18 protein-coding genes are annotated in these 21,706 nt (G+C 50.8%); 6 read left to right on the top strand and 12 right to left on the bottom strand.

The annotated features are described in order from the left end of the window. The first annotated feature begins 428 nt into the window (after positions 1-428). Positions 429-836 carry a hypothetical protein gene (locus O9139_RS14155; RefSeq protein ID WP_270880126.1) on the top strand — a complete coding sequence of 136 codons (408 nt, stop codon included), beginning with the start codon at positions 429-431 and terminating at the stop codon, positions 834-836. 207 nt (positions 837-1,043) lie between these two features. On the opposite strand, the gene O9139_RS14150 is transcribed toward O9139_RS14155, so the two are convergent. Beyond that, positions 1,044-1,898 carry a helix-turn-helix transcriptional regulator gene (locus O9139_RS14150; RefSeq protein ID WP_270880125.1) on the bottom strand — a complete coding sequence of 285 codons (855 nt, stop codon included), beginning with the start codon at positions 1,896-1,898 and terminating at the stop codon, positions 1,044-1,046. 131 nt (positions 1,899-2,029) lie between these two features. Between O9139_RS14150 and fabF the strand changes: the two genes are divergently transcribed. Together fabF and O9139_RS14140 are read left to right on the top strand one after the other, a co-directional pair. Further along, positions 2,030-3,268 (top strand): beta-ketoacyl-ACP synthase II, encoded by a 1,239-nt coding sequence (fabF, locus tag O9139_RS14145; RefSeq protein WP_270880124.1) that lies wholly within the window; start codon positions 2,030-2,032, stop codon positions 3,266-3,268. 122 nt (positions 3,269-3,390) lie between these two features. Beyond that, positions 3,391-3,801 carry a helix-turn-helix domain-containing protein gene (locus O9139_RS14140; RefSeq protein ID WP_270880123.1) on the top strand — a complete coding sequence of 137 codons (411 nt, stop codon included), beginning with the start codon at positions 3,391-3,393 and terminating at the stop codon, positions 3,799-3,801. 101 nt (positions 3,802-3,902) lie between these two features. On the opposite strand, the gene O9139_RS14135 is transcribed toward O9139_RS14140, so the two are convergent. After that, positions 3,903-6,440, bottom strand: a complete 2,538-nt coding sequence (locus O9139_RS14135; protein WP_270880122.1) for a hypothetical protein — start codon at positions 6,438-6,440, stop codon at positions 3,903-3,905. Between the two features lie 185 nt (positions 6,441-6,625). Between O9139_RS14135 and O9139_RS14130 the strand changes: the two genes are divergently transcribed. Beyond that, the gene (locus O9139_RS14130) at positions 6,626-7,480 is read left to right on the top strand and encodes a sugar phosphate isomerase/epimerase family protein (protein WP_270880121.1); all 855 of its coding nucleotides are present in this window, start codon (positions 6,626-6,628) and stop codon (positions 7,478-7,480) included. A 62-nt stretch (positions 7,481-7,542) separates the two neighbouring features. On the opposite strand, the gene O9139_RS14125 is transcribed toward O9139_RS14130, so the two are convergent. The 8 genes from O9139_RS14125 to queD all read right to left on the bottom strand — a co-directional run bounded on the left by O9139_RS14125 (position 7,543) and on the right by queD (position 17,843). Next, positions 7,543-9,264: a hypothetical protein gene (locus tag O9139_RS14125; RefSeq protein ID WP_270880120.1), complete on the bottom strand. Its 1,722-nt coding sequence runs from the start codon at positions 9,262-9,264 to the stop codon at positions 7,543-7,545. Positions 9,265-9,294: 30 nt separating this feature from the next. Continuing rightward, positions 9,295-10,578, bottom strand: coding sequence for an efflux RND transporter periplasmic adaptor subunit (locus O9139_RS14120; RefSeq protein ID WP_270880119.1), 1,284 nt, complete (start codon positions 10,576-10,578; stop codon positions 9,295-9,297). 44 nt (positions 10,579-10,622) lie between these two features. Further along, positions 10,623-13,724, bottom strand: coding sequence for an efflux RND transporter permease subunit (locus O9139_RS14115; protein WP_270880118.1), 3,102 nt, complete (start codon positions 13,722-13,724; stop codon positions 10,623-10,625). Positions 13,725-13,853: 129 nt separating this feature from the next. After that, positions 13,854-15,257: a sensor histidine kinase gene (locus O9139_RS14110; RefSeq protein WP_270880117.1), complete on the bottom strand. Its 1,404-nt coding sequence runs from the start codon at positions 15,255-15,257 to the stop codon at positions 13,854-13,856. Further along, on the bottom strand, positions 15,254-15,931 hold the full coding sequence (locus tag O9139_RS14105; RefSeq protein WP_270880116.1) for a response regulator transcription factor: 678 nt from the start codon (positions 15,929-15,931) through the stop codon (positions 15,254-15,256). The genes O9139_RS14110 and O9139_RS14105 overlap by 4 nt, the downstream gene beginning before the upstream one ends. A 24-nt stretch (positions 15,932-15,955) precedes the next feature. Continuing rightward, the gene (queC, locus tag O9139_RS14100) at positions 15,956-16,663 is read right to left on the bottom strand and encodes a 7-cyano-7-deazaguanine synthase QueC (protein WP_270880115.1); all 708 of its coding nucleotides are present in this window, start codon (positions 16,661-16,663) and stop codon (positions 15,956-15,958) included. Between the two features lie 26 nt (positions 16,664-16,689). Then, positions 16,690-17,370 (bottom strand): 7-carboxy-7-deazaguanine synthase QueE, encoded by a 681-nt coding sequence (locus tag O9139_RS14095; RefSeq protein WP_270880114.1) that lies wholly within the window; start codon positions 17,368-17,370, stop codon positions 16,690-16,692. Continuing rightward, positions 17,370-17,843 (bottom strand): 6-carboxytetrahydropterin synthase QueD, encoded by a 474-nt coding sequence (queD, locus tag O9139_RS14090; protein WP_270880113.1) that lies wholly within the window; start codon positions 17,841-17,843, stop codon positions 17,370-17,372. The genes O9139_RS14095 and queD overlap by 1 nt, the downstream gene beginning before the upstream one ends. 137 nt (positions 17,844-17,980) lie before the next feature. Here queD and O9139_RS14085 point away from each other — a divergent pair, with 137 nt between their 5' ends. Beyond that, complete coding sequence (locus O9139_RS14085; protein WP_270880112.1) at positions 17,981-19,363, top strand: RsmF rRNA methyltransferase first C-terminal domain-containing protein; 1,383 nt, start codon at positions 17,981-17,983, stop codon at positions 19,361-19,363. Here O9139_RS14085 and O9139_RS14080 read toward each other — a convergent pair. After that, positions 19,333-19,602 carry a hypothetical protein gene (locus O9139_RS14080; protein WP_270880139.1) on the bottom strand — a complete coding sequence of 90 codons (270 nt, stop codon included), beginning with the start codon at positions 19,600-19,602 and terminating at the stop codon, positions 19,333-19,335. The genes O9139_RS14085 and O9139_RS14080 overlap by 31 nt on opposite strands. Positions 19,603-19,878: 276 nt before the next feature. Between O9139_RS14080 and O9139_RS14075 the strand changes: the two genes are divergently transcribed. Next, positions 19,879-20,511 (top strand): nitroreductase family protein, encoded by a 633-nt coding sequence (locus O9139_RS14075; RefSeq protein WP_270880111.1) that lies wholly within the window; start codon positions 19,879-19,881, stop codon positions 20,509-20,511. A gap of 63 nt (positions 20,512-20,574) precedes the next feature. On the opposite strand, the gene O9139_RS14070 is transcribed toward O9139_RS14075, so the two are convergent. After that, entirely contained in the window at positions 20,575-21,648 is a 1,074-nt protein-coding gene (locus O9139_RS14070; protein ID WP_270880110.1) for a hypothetical protein, read from the bottom strand. Positions 21,649-21,706: the final 58 nt, after the last annotated feature.

Raw genomic sequence — 21,706 nt, 5'->3', positions numbered from 1 at the left:
CTGAGCCAGGATCAAACTCTCCAAAAAGGATGAATCTGAATAGCTCATTTAAAGCTGACGAGATTGTTAATCTCTTTTAAAGTTTAGAGTCGATTGCTCGACTTGCTTCTCACTCGTTGTTCAGTTTTCAAAGAACAATTCTCTTTCGGTCGCCGCCGCGTTACCGAAGCAGCGAGATGTAATATACCATGTCGTAAACCTGATTGCAAGTGTTTTTTTTCGATCCATTCTTGAAGATAATCAACAAGCTCAGACTTCCTGAGAAACCCCACTGCATGTCCTGTTTAGAGGACAGGAATGACAATATACCATTTTAAATTGAAAATAGCAAGACTTATCCCTTCAAAAAGCATCTCCATTTTACCAATGCCAAAGATTTTGTCGTATAATGAAGTAATAAATCAAATCACAAGGGAATGAAACTTTTCATGAAGTTATCTTTCAAGCTTACAGTCGGGATCGTATCCATTATCACAATAGCTGGACTAGGTACAGGTGTCACAGCGCTGCTGGAGATTAAGAAAACGAATCAAATTACGAATATCGAGCTTGTCGGCGAACAGTCGATTTACGGGATGCCTGGAACACAGATGCTCGTTCGAACCGGTAAAACAGTTGCGATCAGTACCGACAAGGAAGGCGTCCCTGACATCACAGCAGGGCAAGACCTGCTTCCCGGAACACCGATTCCCGATAATCATTTGTTGTTATTCCCAAAAATAACGAGAGGGCTCAAAGCCGATCTGCATACCGATAACGAAATTTGGATTACCGTTCGCGGTGATTATAAGGTTTTTGATGAGAATGGAAAAAGGATTACACCTATAATCGAATAGTTGGACGAGATCTAATATAGATTCCTGCCAGTTATTATAAGAAACATAAATCAAAATTCCACCTATCGATCAACGCTGGCCAGCTTCCTTTATCGTGTCATCGTATGACCATCGGAGCCAAAAATACCTTACGTGTACCCTAATTTTAATCCGATCCACCTATGAATCCAGGCGCGCGGTTATCCACACGCCTGCTCGTAGGACCGTCTAGCCCCGCTCCCGACGCTCCGACCTACGCATGAGCAGCTCCATCTTGGTCTCCGTATCCGATTCGGCCAACGGCGTGTACACACTGCAACGCAGATCCGCGCGTCCCTGCACCTGCAAAGTTGTCAGATCGAACAGCATCTTCCCAACCTTCGCATGCCTGAATTCAATCACGACCTCCGGTGCCGAGCTAACATCGCTTTGCTCCCAGTAACGGCGAAAATCTGCATTTTCCGCGCTAAGCTTCCGAGTGAACTCGCTGTACCAGTTATCTCCTACATATTGCCCATAATAGGAACGAAACATCGCCAAAAAACCACGAATAAAATCGCTCCAGTTCACTGCAAGCGCCTTCAGCTCTTTGCGGGTAAACAGCAGCTCAATCATATTCCGTTCCTCCTGCGGTACCTGTTCAAAATCAAGAAAAACCCGCGCCGCCGCCGGATTCCACCCAACTATGTTACAACGACGGTCAAAAATAATCGTCGGGCAGCTATGCAGCTCACTCACCATGCGATGCAGCGCCGGGCTGATGACTGGCTGGCTATCGACGACAGCGGTCGGTGCCGGCTGTTCTAGCGCGAGCATGAATAAATACTGCCGTTCATCCTGGTTGAGCTGCAAAGCATGGGCAATCGCATCCAGGACGGAAACGGACATTTTGATGTCGCGCCCCTGCTCCAGCCATGTGTACCAGGTCGTACTAACGCCGGCGATCGCGGCGACTTCCTCTCTGCGCAGTCCCGGGGTCCGCCTTCTGCCTCCGCTAATCAGCCCAGCTTCCCCAGGCTGAATTTTGGCGCGGTGCGTTTTGAGAAACTCCGACAGCGCATGTAATCTTTCCTTCGTATCCACGTTGATTCATCTCCTATACCATTATCCTAGCACTTATTATACCCGTATAAACGCTAACTTGTAATAGGATAACGCTTGTGACAATCTATGGATATAATGAATCTAACAACAACCTTACGGAGGTCAATAATATGAAAAGAGTCGTTATTACAGGGATGGGGGTCATCACACCGATCGGCAACGATGTGGAGACGTTCTGGAATCAGCTTAGCCAAGGCCAATCGGGCATCAGCAAAATCGATACAATGGATGTATCCGCCTATAAAAGCGATATTGCGGGCCTTGTTCGCAACTTTGATGCGGAAGCGGCCGTCGGCCGGCGCGAGGTGCGGCGCATGGACCGCTACACCCAATTCGCCGTCGCAGCAGCGAAGCAAGCACTGGAGGATGCGAAGTTCTCCATCGATGAGCACAACGCCGAACGGGTCGGCGTTTATATCGGCTCAGGCATCGGCGGCATTCATACGATGCTGGAGAACTACCGCACGCTGCTGGAGCGCGGACCAAGCCGGGTCAGCCCCACGGTCGTGCCGATGATGATCGCCAATATGGCGGCGGCGCAGGTCAGCATCATGTACGGGGCTAAAGGCCCGGTGCTGGCGCCGGTTACGGCCTGCGCGACAGGCAACAACGCCATCGGCGAAGCGATGAAGCTGATCCAGCGCGGGGGCGCGGACGTCGTCATTGCCGGCGGGGCCGAGGCGACGATCACCGACCTCGCGCTGGCAGGCTTCGGCAACGCGACGGCGCTGTCGACACGCGACGGCGCGCCGGATGAGGCAAGCCGCCCGTTCGACGCGCAGCGCGACGGGTTCGTGCCCGCCGAAGGCGCCGGCGTGCTCGTATTGGAGTCGCTCGAGCATGCCGAGCGGCGCGGGGCCCATATCCATGCCGAGCTCATCGGCTATGGGGTTTCCTCGGACGCCTACCATATCGTGGCGACCGATCCTGAAGGCGCGGGTGCTTACCGCGCCATGCGCGAAGCGCTCGCCGACGCTGGGCTGGCGGCAGACGAGATCGGCACGATCAACGCGCATGCGACGAGCACTGTGGCCGGCGATCTGTCGGAGACGCTTGCCGTGAAACGTCTGCTCGGCAAGCGCGCCTACGAAGTGCCGATCAGCGCCAACAAATCGATGATCGGGCACATGCTTGGCGCAGCTGGGGGCGTCGAAGCTGTGGCGCTCATCAAAACGCTGCAGGACGGCCTGATTCCACCGACGATCAATCTGCAGAATCCGGATCCTCAGTGCGATCTGGACTATGTGCCATTACAAGCGCGCCGTGCTGACGTACAGATCGGCTTGTCCAATTCATTCGGCTTCGGCGGCCATAATGCCGTCCTTATTTTTAAAAAGTTTGAATCGTAATCGGGTTTGAACCTCCATTCGCCTGAACTTTCACCTTTGAGTGGTTTGAAACGACAATAGTAAACTGTTAATATAAAATTGTTAACTACTGTTTACTTTCGTTCATAGTGAGGGTGAAGCGGATGTATTTTTACAGCAAATTAAAAGATATGCGGAAGCTCAAAGGATTCACGATCCGAGAACTCGCCGACCGTTCCGGCGTCTCCGCTGCCTATATTTCCCAACTGGAGAACGGCAATCGCGGCATTCCTTCGCCGGATGTTTTGATGAAGCTGTCCGAAGGGCTTAATTCTTCCTACTCCGAGCTGATGGAGATTGCCGGATACTTGGAATCAACACAAGGTGCACACACCGGAGAGGTCTTGCCCAGTGCACCTGTGAACTTGCGCCGTTTTATCCGCGAGAACGAACTGATGTTCGATGGCATGGTGCTGACCGACGAAGATAAAGAATGGGTTGAACGCATGCTGAGCGTCTTGTTCTGGAAAGATCGGCAGCGGAGGAATCAAGAATCGGACGCTCCCGCCGAATAGAAAAGCCTGAGGACTCATGGCAAATGACGAAGCTAAAGCTTCCGTCTGCTTGCCAGACACCTCAGGCTTTTGTTTTGTCCTGCACGACTTCCCTTTACTCCTTACTCCGGCAGCCCCTGTTCATTAAGCTTATAGACCATCCTCGCATTGGGATCGCCGCCGGCGAACGTGCTGCTCTGCCGCAGGAGCAGCTCATGATCTTTAGAAATCGTATCGGTGACGTAACCTTCGGGAATTTTGTACCGGCTGACCAGCTCCGTTTGCGTATCGCAAATGACCAGCTCCTGACTCATATCAGAGGGCTCATTACCTTTATCCGTGTGCAGGGTCACGTAGAGCTTGCCCCGGTCGTAGAGCACTTTGTTCATATTGGCCTGAATTTGCCAGAGCAGCGGCTTGACCCGACGATGATGGAGATCAATTTGCAGCAATTTGTAGCCTTGAATCAGGTACAGCATGCCTTGATCGCGATCGAGCACGTAAGAGCCCTCACCTACGGGCGACGTATTATAAATGCCATCAGGCTGCGAACGTGGAAACTTTATTTCGTTTAACCACGCACCTCTGGAATCAAACACATGAATCCGGTCATCCAGCAGCAGCCAAATTTTATCCATATAAGGGAACAATTTCGCCCTTCCCGACGCATTGGTCATAGCTCCGGTAAAATAACTGACCATCGTTTGTTTCAACGGATCATAGCCATATAGCCGATTCGTTTGAAAAGCCCAATGCAGCCCGTTCGGATCCTCATAGTAGCCCTCCGGCCACAGCATCAGTTCGTCCTTGGGCACGTGCCCGATTGCGGTGGGAAGCACGGGCTTCATCGTTACCCGCTTCAAGTCCTCGGTATATTCAGCCGTACCCGACAGCCCCTCTGCGGACAATCGCTTCGTCTTCGCATCGTAGCTCAGCCGGGATGGCATCTCCATTTCTGCCTGATCGACGACGGCTAAGGAGTCGTCCAACTTGATGATCCGGTCGGCATAAGTATCCGCCACGTACCAGAAATCACCTATTTTAACAAAGTCCCGCGCCGACGTACATACCGCATAATTACTCGTGGAACAGTGGACTTTAACCGGCAGCTTGCCCACCGTTTTGAACCCGAGCGCCGCATCCCAGCTTTCCAGCTGATCCGCTGTCAGCACATACCATTGCGCATCAGCCTGACGGATGATATGGCGGTTCGTCAGATCGCCGCTGCCTATGGCATCCCGTTTCTCAAGCGCTTGGCGCAAGCGCTCAGGAATCGCCGGATCCGCTTGCCCGGCCGCTTCCCCGTCTTCCGTCTTATGCTTCGGGAGCACGACGCTGATCTCTTTAGCCACCGCTTCCGGTTTATCTGCGCTCACGATGCGGCCCGGCTGCAGTACATTCATCCATAACGAAGAGGATGAAGCTTCCAGCCTGCTGTTGATTAGATCGTAGAGCGACAGGTACTTTTTGCTCCCGTTGAACTCCCCTTCCAGCTCCATTCCGGACCGGCTCCAGCTTGTGGTGCCTGCAAGCGATAATGAAGCTTCACGCGGCTCTGCCTCCCCTTGCCCTGTACTCATCGGTATCGGGTAGGACACCACCTGCAGCCCACCGTCTTGTTGACGTACAAATGTCATGCCATCAACCAGCATCCAGCCGGGTTCCATCAGCTTCGGCGACAAGGGGAACGGTGTGGGGTTGTTAGCTGGCAGCAGCACGCCCATCGGCGGCCCGCCATCGCGGCGAGTGATCGTTAATAACGCGGCACTATGACCCGCGTAGGGGGACATGACGCGCAGCGGCGAATCGACAGCCAGGCTGACGGATTGCGAGAGCTTATACCCCGATAACCGAAAAATAGTTGGACTTACCGCCCCATTTTGAGCTATCAACAGTCCCCGCTCATCCTCCAGGATCGTCATGTTATTTACGTCCAGAATATTCGAAAACACAGCTTGATCTGCGCCTGGTGCAGGCGGTCGCCCGGAAGGCCCCGGCGGCGAGTAATCATTGACGAAGAACTGTCCTTTGCCCAGGCCATGAACCCAAAACTCTTGAATGCCATGCGCCGTCTTCTCCAAAAATAGCGCCCCAGCGGGCTTATTGGCAAAGGTGACAGACAGCACGTCCTCCGGTGAGAGCTGCAAGTCTCCGAGCCTTTTCAACGGGTTGCCGCTAGCGGCGGCGAGATTGATTTCGTACCAATCGCCTTGTGCCGAGGAGGGGCTGCCTGCAGCGCTGGATGCCAGACCAATATAGGCCGTCGTCCCGTTCCGCCAGACCGTTCCGGCTCGTGCGCCTGGAACACTCAAAGGAATCGTCGGATATCCCGGGCTGCCGATCACTTCATAGCGGATTTGATTATGCTGAACATAGACGACCTGTTGTTGATTTTGCAAAAGAATGAGCGGATCATCGGTATCCGTACTGAAACGGTGCTCGGACTGTTTCCACCCGCGTATTTCATCCATTCGTTTGGCCAGCTCATCGGCTGATGGTACGGCAGGTGCCGGCGTTTGCGGCAGCGTCTCTTGAGGTTGCACGACGTTCAATACATCGGTAATTCGCTGCTCCGTCCTCCCCATAACCCAGTAGCTGATGAGCAGGATAATTCCGATCAGCAAGCCAGATGCTGCGTAAGTCCAGCTCTTCCTATTCACGATTCTCCTGCCACTCCTTCGACTTGTTCGATGGTTGTTACATAGAGGTGCTCGAAAATTTCAGATAGATCAAGAAGATTTGGCATGCTTCCATATTCATTTTATTTTACCATAGGTATGGGACAGAAGAACTAGATATCTCGGAAAATAAGAAAAATTTTACACATGATGTAGGAGTGATTCGTATGATCAAAGGATTAACACGGGCTGGACTGGGCGCCGGCGCTGGTGATTTGGAATCATTGATTCGCTTGGCTTCAGAGTACGGCTTTGCGGCCGTTGATACGAGCGGAGAAGAGCTGGAGACGCTGATTGCTGCACGTGGGCTAAGCGGTGCTCAAGCGCTTTTGAAGGAATATGGCGTGCAAATCGGTTCCATCGGGTTATCCGTTGAATGGCGCACGACAGAAGAGGCATTCCGCAGCGGTTTGACCCGCTTGACGCGCGATGCGGAAGCCGCGGCTGCGCTAGGATGTAAAGCTTGCTGCACGTATGTGCTGCCTTCCACGGATCACAATGCGGCGCACTTTATGGCGCTGGCCACCCGCCGGCTGCGTACTTGCGCGCAAGTGCTTGGCGCATATGGCATCAGCCTAGGCTTGGAGTTCGTAGGTCCGCATCATTTGCGCACGCGCTGGAATAATCCGTTTGTTTGGGACCTGCCGAGCACACTCGATTGGATCGAAACTATTAATGAGAAGAATGTTGGTCTCTTATTCGACGCCTATCACTGGTATACGAATGAGCATAGCATTGACGACATTTTGAACTTGAAGGTGGAGCAAATTGTCCACGTACACATCAATGATGCCCCGGCTGTTCCGGTCTCCGAGGTGCTCGACAACGGCCGCTTATATCCTGGCGAAGGCGTGATCGATTTAGCCGGATTCCTCCGCGCTCTGAAGCAAATCGGTTACACAGGGGTTATTTCCCAGGAAATACTCACGGCGCAGCCGCCGGCGGATCCTGTGGAAACTTTGCTGCAAAGATCGCGAGATGGATTTGCCAAAGTATATCAAGCTGCAGGACTTGAAGCTTAGCATACAAAAAAAGGATCGTCCCGTCTGCCTCCCGGCAGGGGTCGATCCTTTTTCATTCCATATTACGATTTAACGGTTTTCAGCAGACGCTTCGCTGTACCGCTTGGCGTATCAATGACCTCATACACATTCACAGTGAATGGCGAGCTCATTTGATCCGATGCAATATTGCTTGCATCGAGCGTTTGTTTGCCGCTGACAAGTTTGTTATCGCCTGTTAGAGCAGCATCTTTGGAACCGACGACACGGCCTGCGTTATCGACGATTTCAAATCTGAGTTTGGAGAAGTTATTGTCGACGACAATATTTTCTTTTTGCGTAATATCCAGGTCAAGCGTGAATTTATACGTATAAGTCAATTGTGGTGTCGTAATGGAACCTACAGTAATGCTGTTGAATTTCAAATCAAATGGATACATCGAGATCACATCATCTGTGCTGTCTTCCTGTACATTCGTTTGCAGTGCGGCAATCGTCGTTGTGAATGGAGCAACCGATTGGCCGTCAAGCAGCTTCAGGGCAAAGCTGGTGCCTGTTTCACTTTGCGGTACGATAAACGAGTAACTTACCACATAGCTAAGTCCAGGGTTCATCATCGATGTTACGTTCGTTTGGCGCGTACCTTGGTAAGTGACACCTTGTGCATTGCTGAGCTGCGACAAGAAAGCAGGTGTTGCGGTTGGCACATCACTTGTATTCGTCAATTTGAACTTGGCCACCGCTGTTTTGTAGCCTTCGCCCGGATTCTCATGCAGGGTCAGCTCCATGAGCGATACTTGTGTTTTCTTATCGATGACAGTTGTCAAATTGTCAAAAGCAATCGGTGTGCCAATCGTGTAAGCTGGCGCAGCTACTCCCGAACCTGTGCTCACCGGCCAAGCGATCGCTGCTTTCCCCGTCGCCAAGACGACTGGCTGGCTGCCTGCGGCAGCAACAAAGTTATCTGTAGAAACAACGAGCAGCTTAGAAGGTGTTACACTGTTTTCTACTGGGATGGCGAAATGAATGTATTTCTTCTCGCCGGCTTCCAAAGCGACAGAACCCGTTTCCGTCCGCGTTCCCACATAGCTTTTTTGCTCAGATTGTGCGTCTAAGCGGAAATCCGGCACAATCTCACGTCCAGTGCCTGGATTTTCAGCCAATACGGTAACGACCGCCGCGCGGCCTGTGCTTGTGTTTTGCATAGTAACATCAACCGGCGTGTAAACTAATCCGGAATTCACACCTGGAATCGTGAAGGCTTGCCCCCAATTCATCGTATCCGGCACTTGTGGTGCTGAAGCGCCTGTACCGTACCATACCGAAGTGGTCGGCATAGCCAGCAGTGTCGTTTCTTTCTTAGGGTAGGAGTAAAGATCCACATTCACAAACGATAGCTGATCGATTTGTGTAATCTCTTTACTGTCGATATCCGCCATGTACACGAGTTCGCCAATCTCATGCGGCTGTAGTGCCGCTTTATTGCTAACGCTTGGTTTCAGTGTATATACGATACCGCTTGTCGTGCGCACACGCAATTCGTGCTCAGGTACACGGTTTACGCTCTCGCCGCCGTTGTACAAACGAACTGTGGCGGAGATTTGTGAACCATTCGCCGTCGGTGTTACGGCTACGCTCTTGATCGCTGCGCGAATGTCGTTAGTCAGTCCGTAATTGACAGACGGTGCGGAGACCACTGCCGCCGCCGATCCAACACCATCCGCCAGGACTGGAATTGCTCCTTGAATGATCATCGTACCTAATACAATTGCTGCAAGACCTGTTTTCCAAGGTTTATTTCTCATACGTTTATCGCTCCTTTGATCATGCTGAAATTATTTCGCTGCTGGTGTTGCGGATGCCGCCGGGGTCGCCGACGCCGCTGGGGCTGTAGTCGCTTCTACTTTCTGACCGTCTTTCAACGTGTTCTGACCCGTAACGACGAGCTGTTCGCCCTCTTTCACACCGTCCAGAACTTCTTGGTACTCTCCGTTGATGCGTCCCAACTTCACTTTACGTTTCTGATACACATCGCCTTGCTTCACAAAAACGAACGTATCTGCTTCTTCACGAATGACGCTCAGTGTTGGAATCGCAGCAACTTGCTCTTCCGTATCGGTTGTCAGCTGTACCATGAAGCGCGTGCCTGGCTGCAGCTGATGATCCGCATTCGGAACTTCCAGCTCTAATGTATAAGTTTTCGTAGTAGCACTCATAATTGGGGCCAAATAGCTGATTTTTGCTGTCGCTTTTTTATCCGGCGTATCTGGGTTGTAATAAACAAGCTCCTGCTTGCCTTTCACTTGTTGATAATTCGTCTCAGACAATTCTGTTTTGATCTTAACCGGATCAACTTGTTGAACTTGACCAACTTTGCCTGCGGCTGCAGATACTGTTTGCCCGATAACAACGTTGAAATCCGTCAAAATGCCGCTTCCCGGCGCCTTCACTTCATAATTTTCAAGGGCGCGAGTCGCATCATCCAGTGCCAAGTTTGCCGATTCAGCCTGTGTTTGTGCGGATGCGATCGAATCCGTATTGTCAAAAGCGGATAGCTTGCTTTGCGCCGATTCCAAAGCCATGCGCGCATTGTCCACCGCTTGCTGCGATTGTTCCACTTGATGCTGAGTAACCAGACCGGAATCGTAGTCATTGCGCATTTTGTTGTAATCTTGCTGCGCATTATCGTAAGCCGTTTGCGATTTGCTTACACCATCGACCAAATCTTTGCGATTGTTCACTTTATTGTCGCGTGCTTGCTTCAGTGCTTCCTGCGCGCTGGTCACGCTCAGTTCACTTTTCCGCTTGTTCGATTCCGCGTCCTTGCTGTCAATCACGAACAGCACATCGCCTTTCTCCACGTATTCGCCGCGTTTTTTCAACACTTGCGTTACTTCGCCGTTCGCTTTGGCAACGACGTCCAGCGTCGTGCCTGCCGCAACGTCAGCCACCTGCTCAATCGGGCTGCTGATTTTCTGTTTCGTAATCGCCTCTGTCTTAATAGCTCTCGGCGCAAGCTGAGCTGTGGCGGGACCGCCTTTTCCCGGAACCGAGCAGCCCGCGGTTAATACCGCGGCTGCAGCCAGCAGAGCAAAGATGGATATCGTCCGTTTTTTCATCTACGTGCCTCCTAATTTATTTCAAGATAGCATTTAGCTTGTAATTAGCTGGATATTGCGTTCGATTCTTTTTTGTTCCGTTTGAACATGCGGCCGAAGCGGTTCTTCACGCTTTCGATCAATTCATACACAATTGGAACAACGACAAGTGTCAGAACCGTCGATGTGGCCAGACCGCCGATTACGACGACGCCAAGGCCTTTACCGATCAGGCCGCCTTCGCCGGAAATACCGAGCGCCAGCGGGAACAGCGCCATAATCGTCGCACCGGCCGTCATGATGATCGGACGCAGACGCACTTTACCAGCTTCAATAAGTGCATGACGGACTGTATATCCTTCTTCTCTAAGCTGCTGCGCGCGGTCGATCAAGACGATCGCATTCGTAACAACGATACCGATTAGCATCAGGAAGCCAATCATAGAGGTAACTGTCAGCGGCTCACGGGCGATAACCAGACCGAGGAGTCCGCCAATTGCAGCCAGCGGCAGCGAGAACAGAATCGCAAACGGCGCGCCCGCGTTACCGAACGCAAGCACCATGATCAAGTAAACCACGAAGATGGCTGCTGCCATAGCCACAAACAACTGTGTAAAGCTTTTTGTAATATCTTCGGATACGCCGGTTACCTTCGGACTTACACCTTCGGGAAGTTCGACCGTTTTGAGCGCTTCGCTCAATGTGCGGCTGACCGCATTTTTATTATCCGAGTTGATCTTCGCCGTTACTTTAACTAACTGCTGCTGGTCTTCTCTGCCAAGCGAAGCGGCACCTTTAATCTCGTTGATCTTCGCTACCTCTTTCAGCAGAACGGTAGAGCCGTTGGCAGCTGTCAGAGGAATGTCACCAAGTTTCTCCAGTGAATTTCGATCCGATTTATCTAAAGAAACCGTTGTGGTATACGTGATGTTGTCAAATTTCATATCACCCAAAGCTTGCTTGGAGATCCAGGTCCGCGCGGTGTCACGAACCGTGCTCGCGCTAAGGCCGTAAGCTCTTGCTTTATTCTGATCGACGGCGATCTCGATCTCTGTCTTCGCATCGCTCAGGTTGTCTTCGATCTCGCTCAGCTCAGGGAATGTGGCAAGCTTATCTTTAACCAGCTTCGCCGCTTTCTCCAGCTGCAGCTGATCATCGCCTTTCAGCTCATAAGCGAAGTCCGTCGACGAGACGCCGTAGTCTCCTTCCATCTCTTTAGGCTCAACTTCAGAGCCGGCTGGAAGCTCAGATAGCATGAAATCTTTAATTTGATCTTTCACTTTAGTCGGATCTACGGAATCATTCACTTGTACGAAGATTCGGGATACATACGGCACACGCTCGTCATCGTTACCGCCATAGCCAACCAAGGCTTCGACGAATTGGAAAACAGGTTTGCCGTTGGAATCTTTCGTGTCTTGCAGCACTCTCTCAATTTCTTTGGTCTTGAGATCCGTTGCTTCAAACGATGTTTCGTAAGGCAATTTCATCTGGAAATACATCGTCGTGGAAGGCTTCGAACTTGGCAAGAACGACACTGACAAGAACGGAACCGTCGCTGCGATCGTGACTACGAACAGCAAGCCGGAGATGAGCAGGGTCTTAATCCGGTGTTTCAAGCTCCAAGTCAATACTTTCTCATAGAAAATCGTCACTTTGCCAGGTGCGGCTTCATCATGATGAGCTTTGCCAGGCTTGCCGCGAAGTACGAGCAGCTTAGCCAACATAGGAATTACGGTTAAGGCTACGATAAGCGATGATAAAAGTGCACAGCCAATGGTTAAAGCAAATGGTCGGAAGAATCCACCGACAACGCCGGTAACAAGCGCCAGCGGCGCGAACACCCCAACTGTAGCCAGCGTGGAAGAAGTAATCGCCATCGCCACTTGGCTAGTCGCTAATGCAATGACGGATTCTTTGCGCTCCTGCGCTTTTTCCAGGGATGCATAGATGTTCTCAATAACGACAATCGAGTCGTCGACGACCCGTCCTACGGCAATAAAGATACCGCCGAGCGTCATCGTATTCAGTGTCAAACCGAGTTGCGTCATCAGCAGTAGGGTGATCAGAATCGACAGCGGAATGGACACCAGAACGATCAGCGTCATTCGCACGTTTCTGAGGAAGATCAGAATCATTAGGGAAGCCAATACTGCACCGACGATGCCCTCACGAATTAAGCCGTTAATGGAATCTTTAATTTGAATGGAACTGTCGTACGTGTTCTTGAACTCCACGTTCGGCATTGTCGATTTCCATTCTGTTAGCAGCTTGTTAATGTTATCGGAGAATTCGACCGCATTGGCGCTGCTTGCTTTATACAAGATCATGCCGATCGCCGGCTTGCCGTCCAAACGTCCATTGAAATCGGACTCGGTGATCGATTGAACTTTCGCTACTTGGTCCAGCTTCACGATATCGCCTTTCGGGGTCGTAATCTCGACTTGCTGCAGCTCATACAAGCTGTTGATGTTGCCTGTTACCCGCGTCATCTTGTCATTGCCGTCGACTTCTACACTGCCGATTGGGCTTTTGGCAACAGCGGAATTGATCGCATTCGTCACTTGACCTGGGGTCAGACCAAAATTCGCTAACGCGCTGGCATCCAGCTCGATGTCCAAGGACGTGTCGCGGGCACCGATGATGTCCATATGGTCAATCCCTTTGAGACCTTCAAGACCCGGCTTAATCGTATCCTTAAAGTGTTTATCCAACTCGGTCTGGCTCGCGTCATTCGCGGCATAAGCAACCAAATAGTTGGAAGGGAACGATGCCGCTCCGAATGTGGAAGCTTTCGGTGTGCCCGCGGAAGCCGGCAGCTTCACCTCAGCTAGCAGGTCTTGCACATCCTGTTTCTTCTTGTCCGTGTCCACATTTTGCTTAAACATCAAAATAACCATGGAAAAATTATCGCTCGATGTAGAAGTCATGGAATCCAAATCTTCGATATTGGCCAATTTCTTCTCAATCGGATCGGTAATCTCATCCATGACGTCCTTAGGCGCTCCTGTATACGTTGTTGTTACCGCAACAACAGGAAAAGAAACGTTCGGCATGTTCTCAACCTTAAGCTGCGTAGCCGAATACAATCCGCCAACGAACAGCATAATCATGATGATAAACAGTGCGGCGACGTTCTTCATTGAAAACTTTGTAAGTCGATTCATTCCTGCACTCCCCTCATATCCAATGCACTGCATAAGTCAGTTGATTTCAATAGACTCAAGATACAATTCGAATATGAACTCAATATGAACAAAATATAAAAACCTTAGAAAATTTCTTTTCTAAGGTTTTCATGCTTTCGTTTGCTTTTGGCGACGGGCCATAACAGGCAAAATGACAATAAACAGCGTGCCCTCTCCCGGCTTGCTCTGGACCTCGATGAAGCCCTGATGCATCTCTACGATTTTCCTCACGATGGACAAGCCTAGACCGTTGCCGCCGATATCGCGCTGCCGTGAAGCATCGGCTTTATAAAACCTTTCAAAGATCCGATCCTGATCTTCCTTGCGAATCCCGATGCCGGTGTCTTCCACCAGCACGCGAATGTGGTCTGTGCGCGGTTCCAGCCTTACGCTGATCTTGCCATGCTCTGGCGTGAACTTGATCGCGTTGCCCAGCAGGTTGATCCACACCTGATTCAATTGGTCGATATCAGCAACGATTTTGACCCGCGGCAAATCCAGATCCAACTCCAAGTGCTTCTCCGACCACTGCGGCTCATAAAAGACGACAACCCGGCGCAGCTGCTCATCCAAATCATACGTCATCGGCGTAAACGGATGATGCTCGGTATCCAAGGAGGCGAGCTTCAGCAAGTTCTCGCTGAGCCTCGACAGCCGCTCGCTCTCACGCTCGATAATTTCGAGATAGCGTTGGCGGTCCGCTTCAGGCAAATCGTGCTTACGCAGCGCTTTCGAAAAACCGCGGATCGACGTTAGCGGCGACTGAATCTCATGCGAGACATTGGAGACAAAATCTTGCCGCATCTGTTCCAACTGCTTCAGCTCACTGGCCATATGAATAAAGCTCTCCGTCAAGAGACCGATCTCGTCCTTTTGATTGACTTTCAGATTGACGTTGAAATTGCCCCGGGCAAGCCGGTTGGTTGCCACCGTCAATTTCTTAATCGGGCTCACGATATACCGGGATGCGATCAGAATCAGCAAGCTGCCGATAATGAGGACAATGAGCAGCACGAAGGCGACACCGGTACGGATTTGCGCTTTGGATTTATCGGTAATTTTGGGTGAAATGAACAAGGCATATTGCTTACCGTCCACAGTTAAGGGCAGACCAATATTGACCTTGGCCGGGTCTTGGAATTTCCCGAACTGCAATTGTAATTTTTTGTAAGTTTGCCCTTGCAGCACTTGATCGATCACTTCCGGTTGCAGCTTCATGAAATCTTTATTCGGCATACCGAACGCGTGCGGCTTTTTATCACTGTCAAAAAGGGTTAACGCATAGCTTTCATTCAGCTCGGTCGTCCCTTCTAAGAAAGCGTCCAAGTCTTCCGGATCTAACTCCTTGCTCATCGAAATAATTTGATTGCCGATTTTCGTCAATACCTGTTCCACTTCCGTGGAAATATCGTCAGTATACAAGAACATGGCGATCGGAAATGCCAGACATACACTAATGACAACGACAGTCGAAAACGTCAGCACGACGCGCAAATAGAGCGTCTTGATCATGCTTTCACCTCAAGGCGATAGCCGAGCCCGCGGATCGTGGCGATATGAAACTGCTCTGTCAGCGGTTCGAATCGCTCGCGCAGCCGTTTGATATGTACATCTACCGTCCGCTCATCTCCCTCGTAATCGATGCCCCAGATCTGCTCGATCAATTGCGCGCGGGTAAAAATTTGCGAAGGATAGCTGGCGAGCTTGTACAGCAATTCAAATTCCTTGAGCGGCAGGGCAATGCGCTGAGTGTCAACCCTGACTTCGTAAGCCGTGCGGTCGATCAGGATGTCGCCGAGCTGCACGGTTTGCGAAGCCGTAATGCGATAGCGCTTCAGCAGCGCCTTAACGCGCATGGCAAGCTCGACCGGGTCAAAAGGTTTCACTAGGTAATCGTCCGTGCCCAGGTTAAAGCCTTTGACCTTGTCGGCCGATTCCCCCTTCGCGGTTACCATCAACAGTGGCAGATCGCCGTAATTGGCCCGCAGCTCGCGGCATAAATCCCATCCGTCCATCAATGGCATCATGACATCCAGGACGACGAGGTCGGCCTGCGAGCTCTTCAATTTCTGGAGCGCCTCCACTCCGTTGGATGCTTCCACAACCAACAGACCCTCACCTTCCAGGTATACACGAATCAGTTCACGAATGGCTGGATCGTCATCGACTACCAATATTTTGGCCATAGCCGTCTCCCGCCCCTCTTCGCATTAAAGATAAGGAATCGGATCTTTCGAACCCGCTTCTTCGAACCCTTTCAAGCGCAGCCGGCAGCTGTCGCACTCTCCGCAAGCTTCCGCTTTACCGTTGTAGCAGGAAGTGGTCAATTCGTATGGAACGCCGATCTTCAGGCCTTCTTGAATGATTTGCGCCTTCGTCCAGTTGATCAGCGGCGTCTCGATCGTGATGCCTTTGCCTTCAACGCCAACTTTGGTAGCAAGCGCGATCACTTCCTCCACCTTACTGATAAATTCCGGACGGCAATCCGGGTAGCCGCTGTAATCGAGCGCATTCACGCCGATATAAATAGCAGAAGAACCGGTAACTTCCGCGTAAGACGTGGCGATGGACAAGAAAAGCAGATTGCGTCCGGGCACATAAGTGACAGGGATTTCATCCTCAGCCGCTTCTCCTTTAGTCACATTCGGTACATCAATCTTATCATCAGTCAAAGCGCTGCCGCCGAAATCACGCAGAAAATCGAGCTTAATGATTTTGTGGCGATGACTCACGCCGTAATGCTCAGCAACTTGCTTGGCATTCTCCAGTTCAATCTTATGGCGCTGGCCGTAATCAAAAGAAATCGGGAATAGCTCGTACCCCGCTGCTTCGGCAAGCCCCATACATGTTGTGCTATCCAACCCGCCGCTCAAAATAACGACCGCTTTTTTGTTGTTCGTTTCAACTTGATTACTCATATTGTTTCACTCCTATCTAAATGCTGTTAGACGCCGCGCATCGCCGGGTCCCAAATGATTTTGTGAAGCTGCATGTTCAGCTTCACACCGGACAATCCGGCTTGGAGCATCAGCTCGACCAGCTTGCGCGGCGGCATTGTCTCCCAAACCGGCGAGAACATCGGCAGCGCCTTCGTCGGATGCTTTGCCAGCACCTCAACCGCAGTGCGGAAATCTTCGTCGCTGCCGATCACGAACTTCAGCTCGTCCTGTTTGCGCAGCAGGCCGAGGTTGCTCATGACCATCTGCCCCATCTCACCGGAGTCCGGCAGCTTAAAGTCCATAATGTATCGCACCTTCGGCGAAGCGATCCGGCTGACGAACGGCGCCAAGTCAATCGCGCCATTCGTCTCGATGTGCAGGTCGTCGACCTGCTCAAGTGCCGCGAGCGCCTCGACCAAGGCGAGCGATTTGTCGCCATACAGGAGCGGCTCGCCGCCTGTGAGGCAAATATGCCGGGAGCGGTATTTGCTGACTTCGCTGACAATTTCAGCGATGGTCAGCACATTCTCCGCTTCCGCCGGCGGGTAGCTGTACTTCGTGTCACACCACGTACAGCGCAGGTTGCAACCAAAAAGACGGACAAAGATGGTCGGGAACCCGGCCCGGGTCCCTTCACCTTCAACCGTCTCAAAAATTTCCACCATCGGAATGCGATAGTCATTCATCACGCTTCCTCCTCCATCATTGCGCGGGTCACAGCCGCGTAGCTGGTCGGAGTTTCCCACAGTCGAATTTCTTCCAGCATAATCGCTGGATACAGCTGCTCTTCCACCAGCCCTTGCTGGATCTGCTCGTAAATCCACACGACCATATTCTCAGCCGTTGTATTCATCGGCGGCAGCACTTCATTTAAATATTGATGATCCAGCTTATCAATGACACGCGCCTTAGCAATACGTTTAATATCTCCAAAATCTATAGCGATCCCCCGGTTATCTACTTTACCGCGCATAATGACTTGCAGTTTATAGGTATGCCCGTGCAGATTTTTACATTTTCCTTCATAACAGTGCAGATGATGCGCACTATCAAACGTAAATTCCTTGGAAACCAATACGGATTTGTGATGATATTTAAGTTGATTCTCCGTGATGTCGCGCCCCAAAACTTGTACATCTCTTGGGATTTCATACCCCATATCTATCACCTCGTCTATGAAAAAACAATACTTTTCATTATACCACGGTTGGTTGACTTCTCACAATCCATGAGAACGGGTATAATAATTCCTGTTTCCCCTATTATTCCTTAATTTCATAAAGGAGTCACATTTCTATGCTGCAATTGCCATCTGAATATATAGAACAAATGAAAGCTATTCTCGGCGCTGAGGCCGAAGCCTTCCTGGCGAGTTACCGGCTGCCGCGTACTCAGGGGCTGCGCCTTAATACGCTGAAGATCAAGGAAGGATCCGCGTTTGCGGATAAGCTGATTCGCGAATTCCAGCTTGAGCCCGTGCCATGGTGCCAGACAGGCTATTACTACGAGGAGCCGCAGCGTCCTGGCCGGCATCCGTATCATGCCGCAGGCCTCTATTACATTCAGGAGCCGTCGGCGATGTCGTCTGTGGCGCTGCTGAAGCCCGCTCCCGGCGAGATCGTGCTCGACCTGGCCGGCGCTCCCGGCGGCAAATCCACACAAATCGCCGGATGCCTGCGCGGCGAAGGCTTGCTCGTCGCCAACGAAATTCATCCGGCCCGCGCCAAGATTTTATCGGAAAATATCGAGCGCATGGGCATCCAAAACGCGGTTGTGACGAGCGCCGCGCCTGATAAGCTGGCCGCGAAGTTCCCCGCCTTTTTCGATAAAATTATGCTCGATGCTCCTTGCTCCGGCGAAGGTATGTTCCGCAAAGACCCTGACGCAATTGATGAGTGGTCCTTGGATCATGTGCGGATGTGTGCGGCGCGGCAGATGGATATTTTGCCTGATGCTGTAGCAATGCTGAAAGATGGAGGATTGCTGGCGTACTCCACTTGCACTTTTAATGTAGCTGAAAATGAAGCTACCATTGAAGCACTGCTGCAGAGGTTCCCTGAACTTACGCTCCTGCAAACGGAACGGATTTGGCCGCATAAACAGAAGGGCGAAGGGCATTTCGTCGCCTTATTGAAGAAAAATGAGAGCAGCGGTGATGCTGATCATGGCGTAGACAACAGGAGCGGTGTTAAAGCGAAAGGCAAGGATAAACCGGCAAAAGCGAATAAACAGATCGTAGAAGCAAAGCAGCTTTTCGGGCAATTTTGCCAAGAGGTGCTACCAGATTGGGAATGGGATAGCCCGGCTGAGCCAGTGCTTTATGGGGAGCAGTTGTACATGCTTCCAGCCGTCGGCGCGATTGGCAGTGTGCAACTGAATGGCTTGAAGGTGCTGCGTCCAGGGCTGCATGTCGGGGAGTTGAAAAAGAACCGGTTCGAGCCGTCGCATGCACTCGCGCTGGCCTTAACAGAGGACAAGCTGCGTTCAGCCCGCACGTATGATCTCGCAGCCGATTCCAAAGAAGCCGAAGCTTATTTACGCGGCGAAGCTTTAACCACCAGCCGCAATGAGAACGGCTGGGTTGTCATCACGATTGACGGCTTCCCGCTCGGTTGGGGGAAGGAAAGCGGCGGACAAATCAAGAACCATTACCCCAAAGGGTTGCGCCGTCCGCTTTGAGGCCAGTCCAGATGGCTGCGGATCTCCTGCCCACGTTCATTTTCCTCGCGCAAATCATGTTCGATCATCTGGATCAAGCTTTCGATTTGCTGCACCACGGAGTCCGGGAGGTCAATTTCCTCTAGTGATTTCACTATATATAATAAACATTGAAGAGTCTCATCCATGAGGCTCTTTTTGTCCGCTGTCAGCACAACTTCAGATAAAAATATGAGATGACTCAATTGCTCTTGCGTCATTTTCAAACAGGAGTCTCCCCTTTCCTCGTTCCATTATCCAACATTTTCCGACAGCGGAAAAGAGCCCCTTGACAACTCAAACTATAACATTTATGATTACAGTAAATTGTTACTTACTCCATTACAGTTTTTTCCCAAATGCAGGGAAGGCCGAACGTCAGTCCAATCCTCAATAAGGTTCCATTGGCATCTTTTTTGACAGGACTTCCTGAATGCTTTTTCCACTGAGAAAGAAACTATAATGAAATTATTTTATTTATGGAGGGAATTATACAAATGAGCCAACAAACTGTTAAATCCGAAGTTTTACAAGTTCTTGCTGACCGCCGTTCCGTTAAACAATATCAAGCAGGTCACAAAATGCCGAAGGAAGATCTGGAACAGCTTCTGACTTCCACTTCCCAAGCGCCATCCGCTTGGAACCTTCAACACTGGAAACTGGTTGTCATCGAAGATCAAGCGCACAAAGAAAAGCTGCTGCCAATCGCTTACGGCCAAAAACAAGTTATTGAAAGCTCTGTGGTCATCGCTGTTCTGGGTGATCTTGAAGCGAACAAAAATGCTCCGCTCGTATTCGGCCCTGCGGTTGAAGGCGGATTTATTACTAAAGAACTGTACGATAACTTGGTTGGCCAAATCGAAGGCGCCTATCAATATCCGCAAGTTGCCCGCGATGAAGCGATCAAGAACGCATCCCTTGCCGCTATGCAGCTGATGGTCGCTGCTAAAGCGATGGGCTATGACACTTGCCCAATGGGAGGATATGACGCGGCTAAATTCGTTGAAGCCTTCAACGTTCCTGCCCGTTATGTGCCTGTTATGCTGATTAGCGTAGGCTTGCCTGCTGCGCCTGGACGCCCATCCGGCCGTCTTTCCTTGGATCAAATCACGGTATCCAACTCGTTTTAATAAATAAAGAAGGAGGCATGTCGCTTCTCCGTTCGGAGGCGCATGCCTTCTTTTTTTGTTCCTTTAGTGGATCTGTTCAGACTCAAACATGATCTCTTCGATCAATTTATTGCGATAGAGCATCGAGAGATTGAACGTATTGTAATCTTTTTCCTTCTCCAGCTCCTCCATCAGCAGCATGGCGATCAACTCACGATCGTTCGAATTGCCAGGCTCGCGAAAATCAATGAAACCCGTAATTTGCTTTTCGCTGATGTCGATCGTCGCTGTGCCAATCGGTAAGTCGCCGTAAGATAACTGGTATATCTCATAAGTTAACGTATCGCCATCATCACGAGCCAAAATGATTGAGTAATCGTCGCGATCCGGCGTCGTTGTGAATTCGGACCATATCTCTTCATCGCCATCCAAGAGCTCGATATGCGTCATTTCAATCGTATCTATCGTTTCACCGTTATAATTCATGTTCAAAACAAAGGTATTATGTTCCGCATCGTTAAAATCAGAAACGAGCAAATCCGCGACCTGGTCCATTTCTTCTTCAAACGGATCAAAGTCCCACTCGATATCGCCGACAACTTCGGTTCCATTGATGAAAAGATCCGCTTCTGCAACGATTTCGGAATCTCTGTCGTACACATGGTACGATACCCTGTTCCGTTTCTCGCCGACGATAACCAGTTCATAGCCGAGCTCCGTCTTACGCGCTTGAATCATATCTACATCTTCACGATTCTCAGGATCTATGTCGTCAAAGCGTGTTTCGTCTCTGACCCACTCATAATCCATTTCATCATCATGCAGATCGTAGGCATCATCCTCCCAGTCTGAGGCCGGTTCTTGCAGCGCGTGATTCGTGGCAATGACATAATCATAATCACTGTAAGTGGCAAACACCTCACATTCCCTGACGGCAAGAGCATCCATCAGGTTTTGAATGTACGATTGCAAGAAAGCGTACACGTCCTCTTTTTGGTCATCGTTCAAGGACTGCTCTTCCAGTTGAATGGATCCTGTCAGCCGATCCGACTCTCTGTAAACAAGCATTAACGTTCCGACAAACTCCTCATTGTACATAATATCGCAGACTTCTCCGCCTGCCGTTTTCAGGTCTGTCCTTAGCATGATAGGGGTCACGACTTGATTCGCCTCCTCTACAGATCATTCATTCAATTCTAGATTGTCCCATTTTCGC

This window comes from Paenibacillus aestuarii (assembly GCF_027789125.1).
GTDB classification, from domain to species: domain Bacteria; phylum Bacillota; class Bacilli; order Paenibacillales; family NBRC-103111; genus Paenibacillus_E; species Paenibacillus_E aestuarii.
Note: the sequence above shows the minus strand (reverse complement) of the source record. Positions and strands in the feature narration are given on the sequence as shown.

Excerpts from the sequence above, each read along its gene's own strand:
- queD (WP_270880113.1), bottom strand. The coding sequence starts at position 17,843 with ATGGGGTATGAAATCCCAAGAGATGTACAAGTTTTGGGGCGCGACATC.
- O9139_RS14115 (WP_270880118.1), bottom strand. The coding sequence starts at position 13,724 with ATGAATCGACTTACAAAGTTTTCAATGAAGAACGTCGCCGCACTGTTT.
- queC (WP_270880115.1), bottom strand. The coding sequence starts at position 16,663 with ATGAGTAATCAAGTTGAAACGAACAACAAAAAAGCGGTCGTTATTTTG.
- O9139_RS14080 (WP_270880139.1), bottom strand. The coding sequence starts at position 19,602 with ATGACGCAAGAGCAATTGAGTCATCTCATATTTTTATCTGAAGTTGTG.
- O9139_RS14120 (WP_270880119.1), bottom strand. The coding sequence starts at position 10,578 with ATGAAAAAACGGACGATATCCATCTTTGCTCTGCTGGCTGCAGCCGCG.
- O9139_RS14110 (WP_270880117.1), bottom strand. The coding sequence starts at position 15,257 with ATGATCAAGACGCTCTATTTGCGCGTCGTGCTGACGTTTTCGACTGTC.
- O9139_RS14085 (WP_270880112.1), top strand. The coding sequence starts at position 17,981 with ATGCTGCAATTGCCATCTGAATATATAGAACAAATGAAAGCTATTCTC.
- O9139_RS14105 (WP_270880116.1), bottom strand. The coding sequence starts at position 15,931 with ATGGCCAAAATATTGGTAGTCGATGACGATCCAGCCATTCGTGAACTG.
- O9139_RS14125 (WP_270880120.1), bottom strand. The coding sequence starts at position 9,264 with ATGAGAAATAAACCTTGGAAAACAGGTCTTGCAGCAATTGTATTAGGT.
- O9139_RS14095 (WP_270880114.1), bottom strand. The coding sequence starts at position 17,370 with ATGAATGACTATCGCATTCCGATGGTGGAAATTTTTGAGACGGTTGAA.
- O9139_RS14075 (WP_270880111.1), top strand. The coding sequence starts at position 19,879 with ATGAGCCAACAAACTGTTAAATCCGAAGTTTTACAAGTTCTTGCTGAC.
- O9139_RS14140 (WP_270880123.1), top strand. The coding sequence starts at position 3,391 with ATGTATTTTTACAGCAAATTAAAAGATATGCGGAAGCTCAAAGGATTC.
- fabF (WP_270880124.1), top strand. The coding sequence starts at position 2,030 with ATGAAAAGAGTCGTTATTACAGGGATGGGGGTCATCACACCGATCGGC.
- O9139_RS14130 (WP_270880121.1), top strand. The coding sequence starts at position 6,626 with ATGATCAAAGGATTAACACGGGCTGGACTGGGCGCCGGCGCTGGTGAT.
- O9139_RS14155 (WP_270880126.1), top strand. The coding sequence starts at position 429 with ATGAAGTTATCTTTCAAGCTTACAGTCGGGATCGTATCCATTATCACA.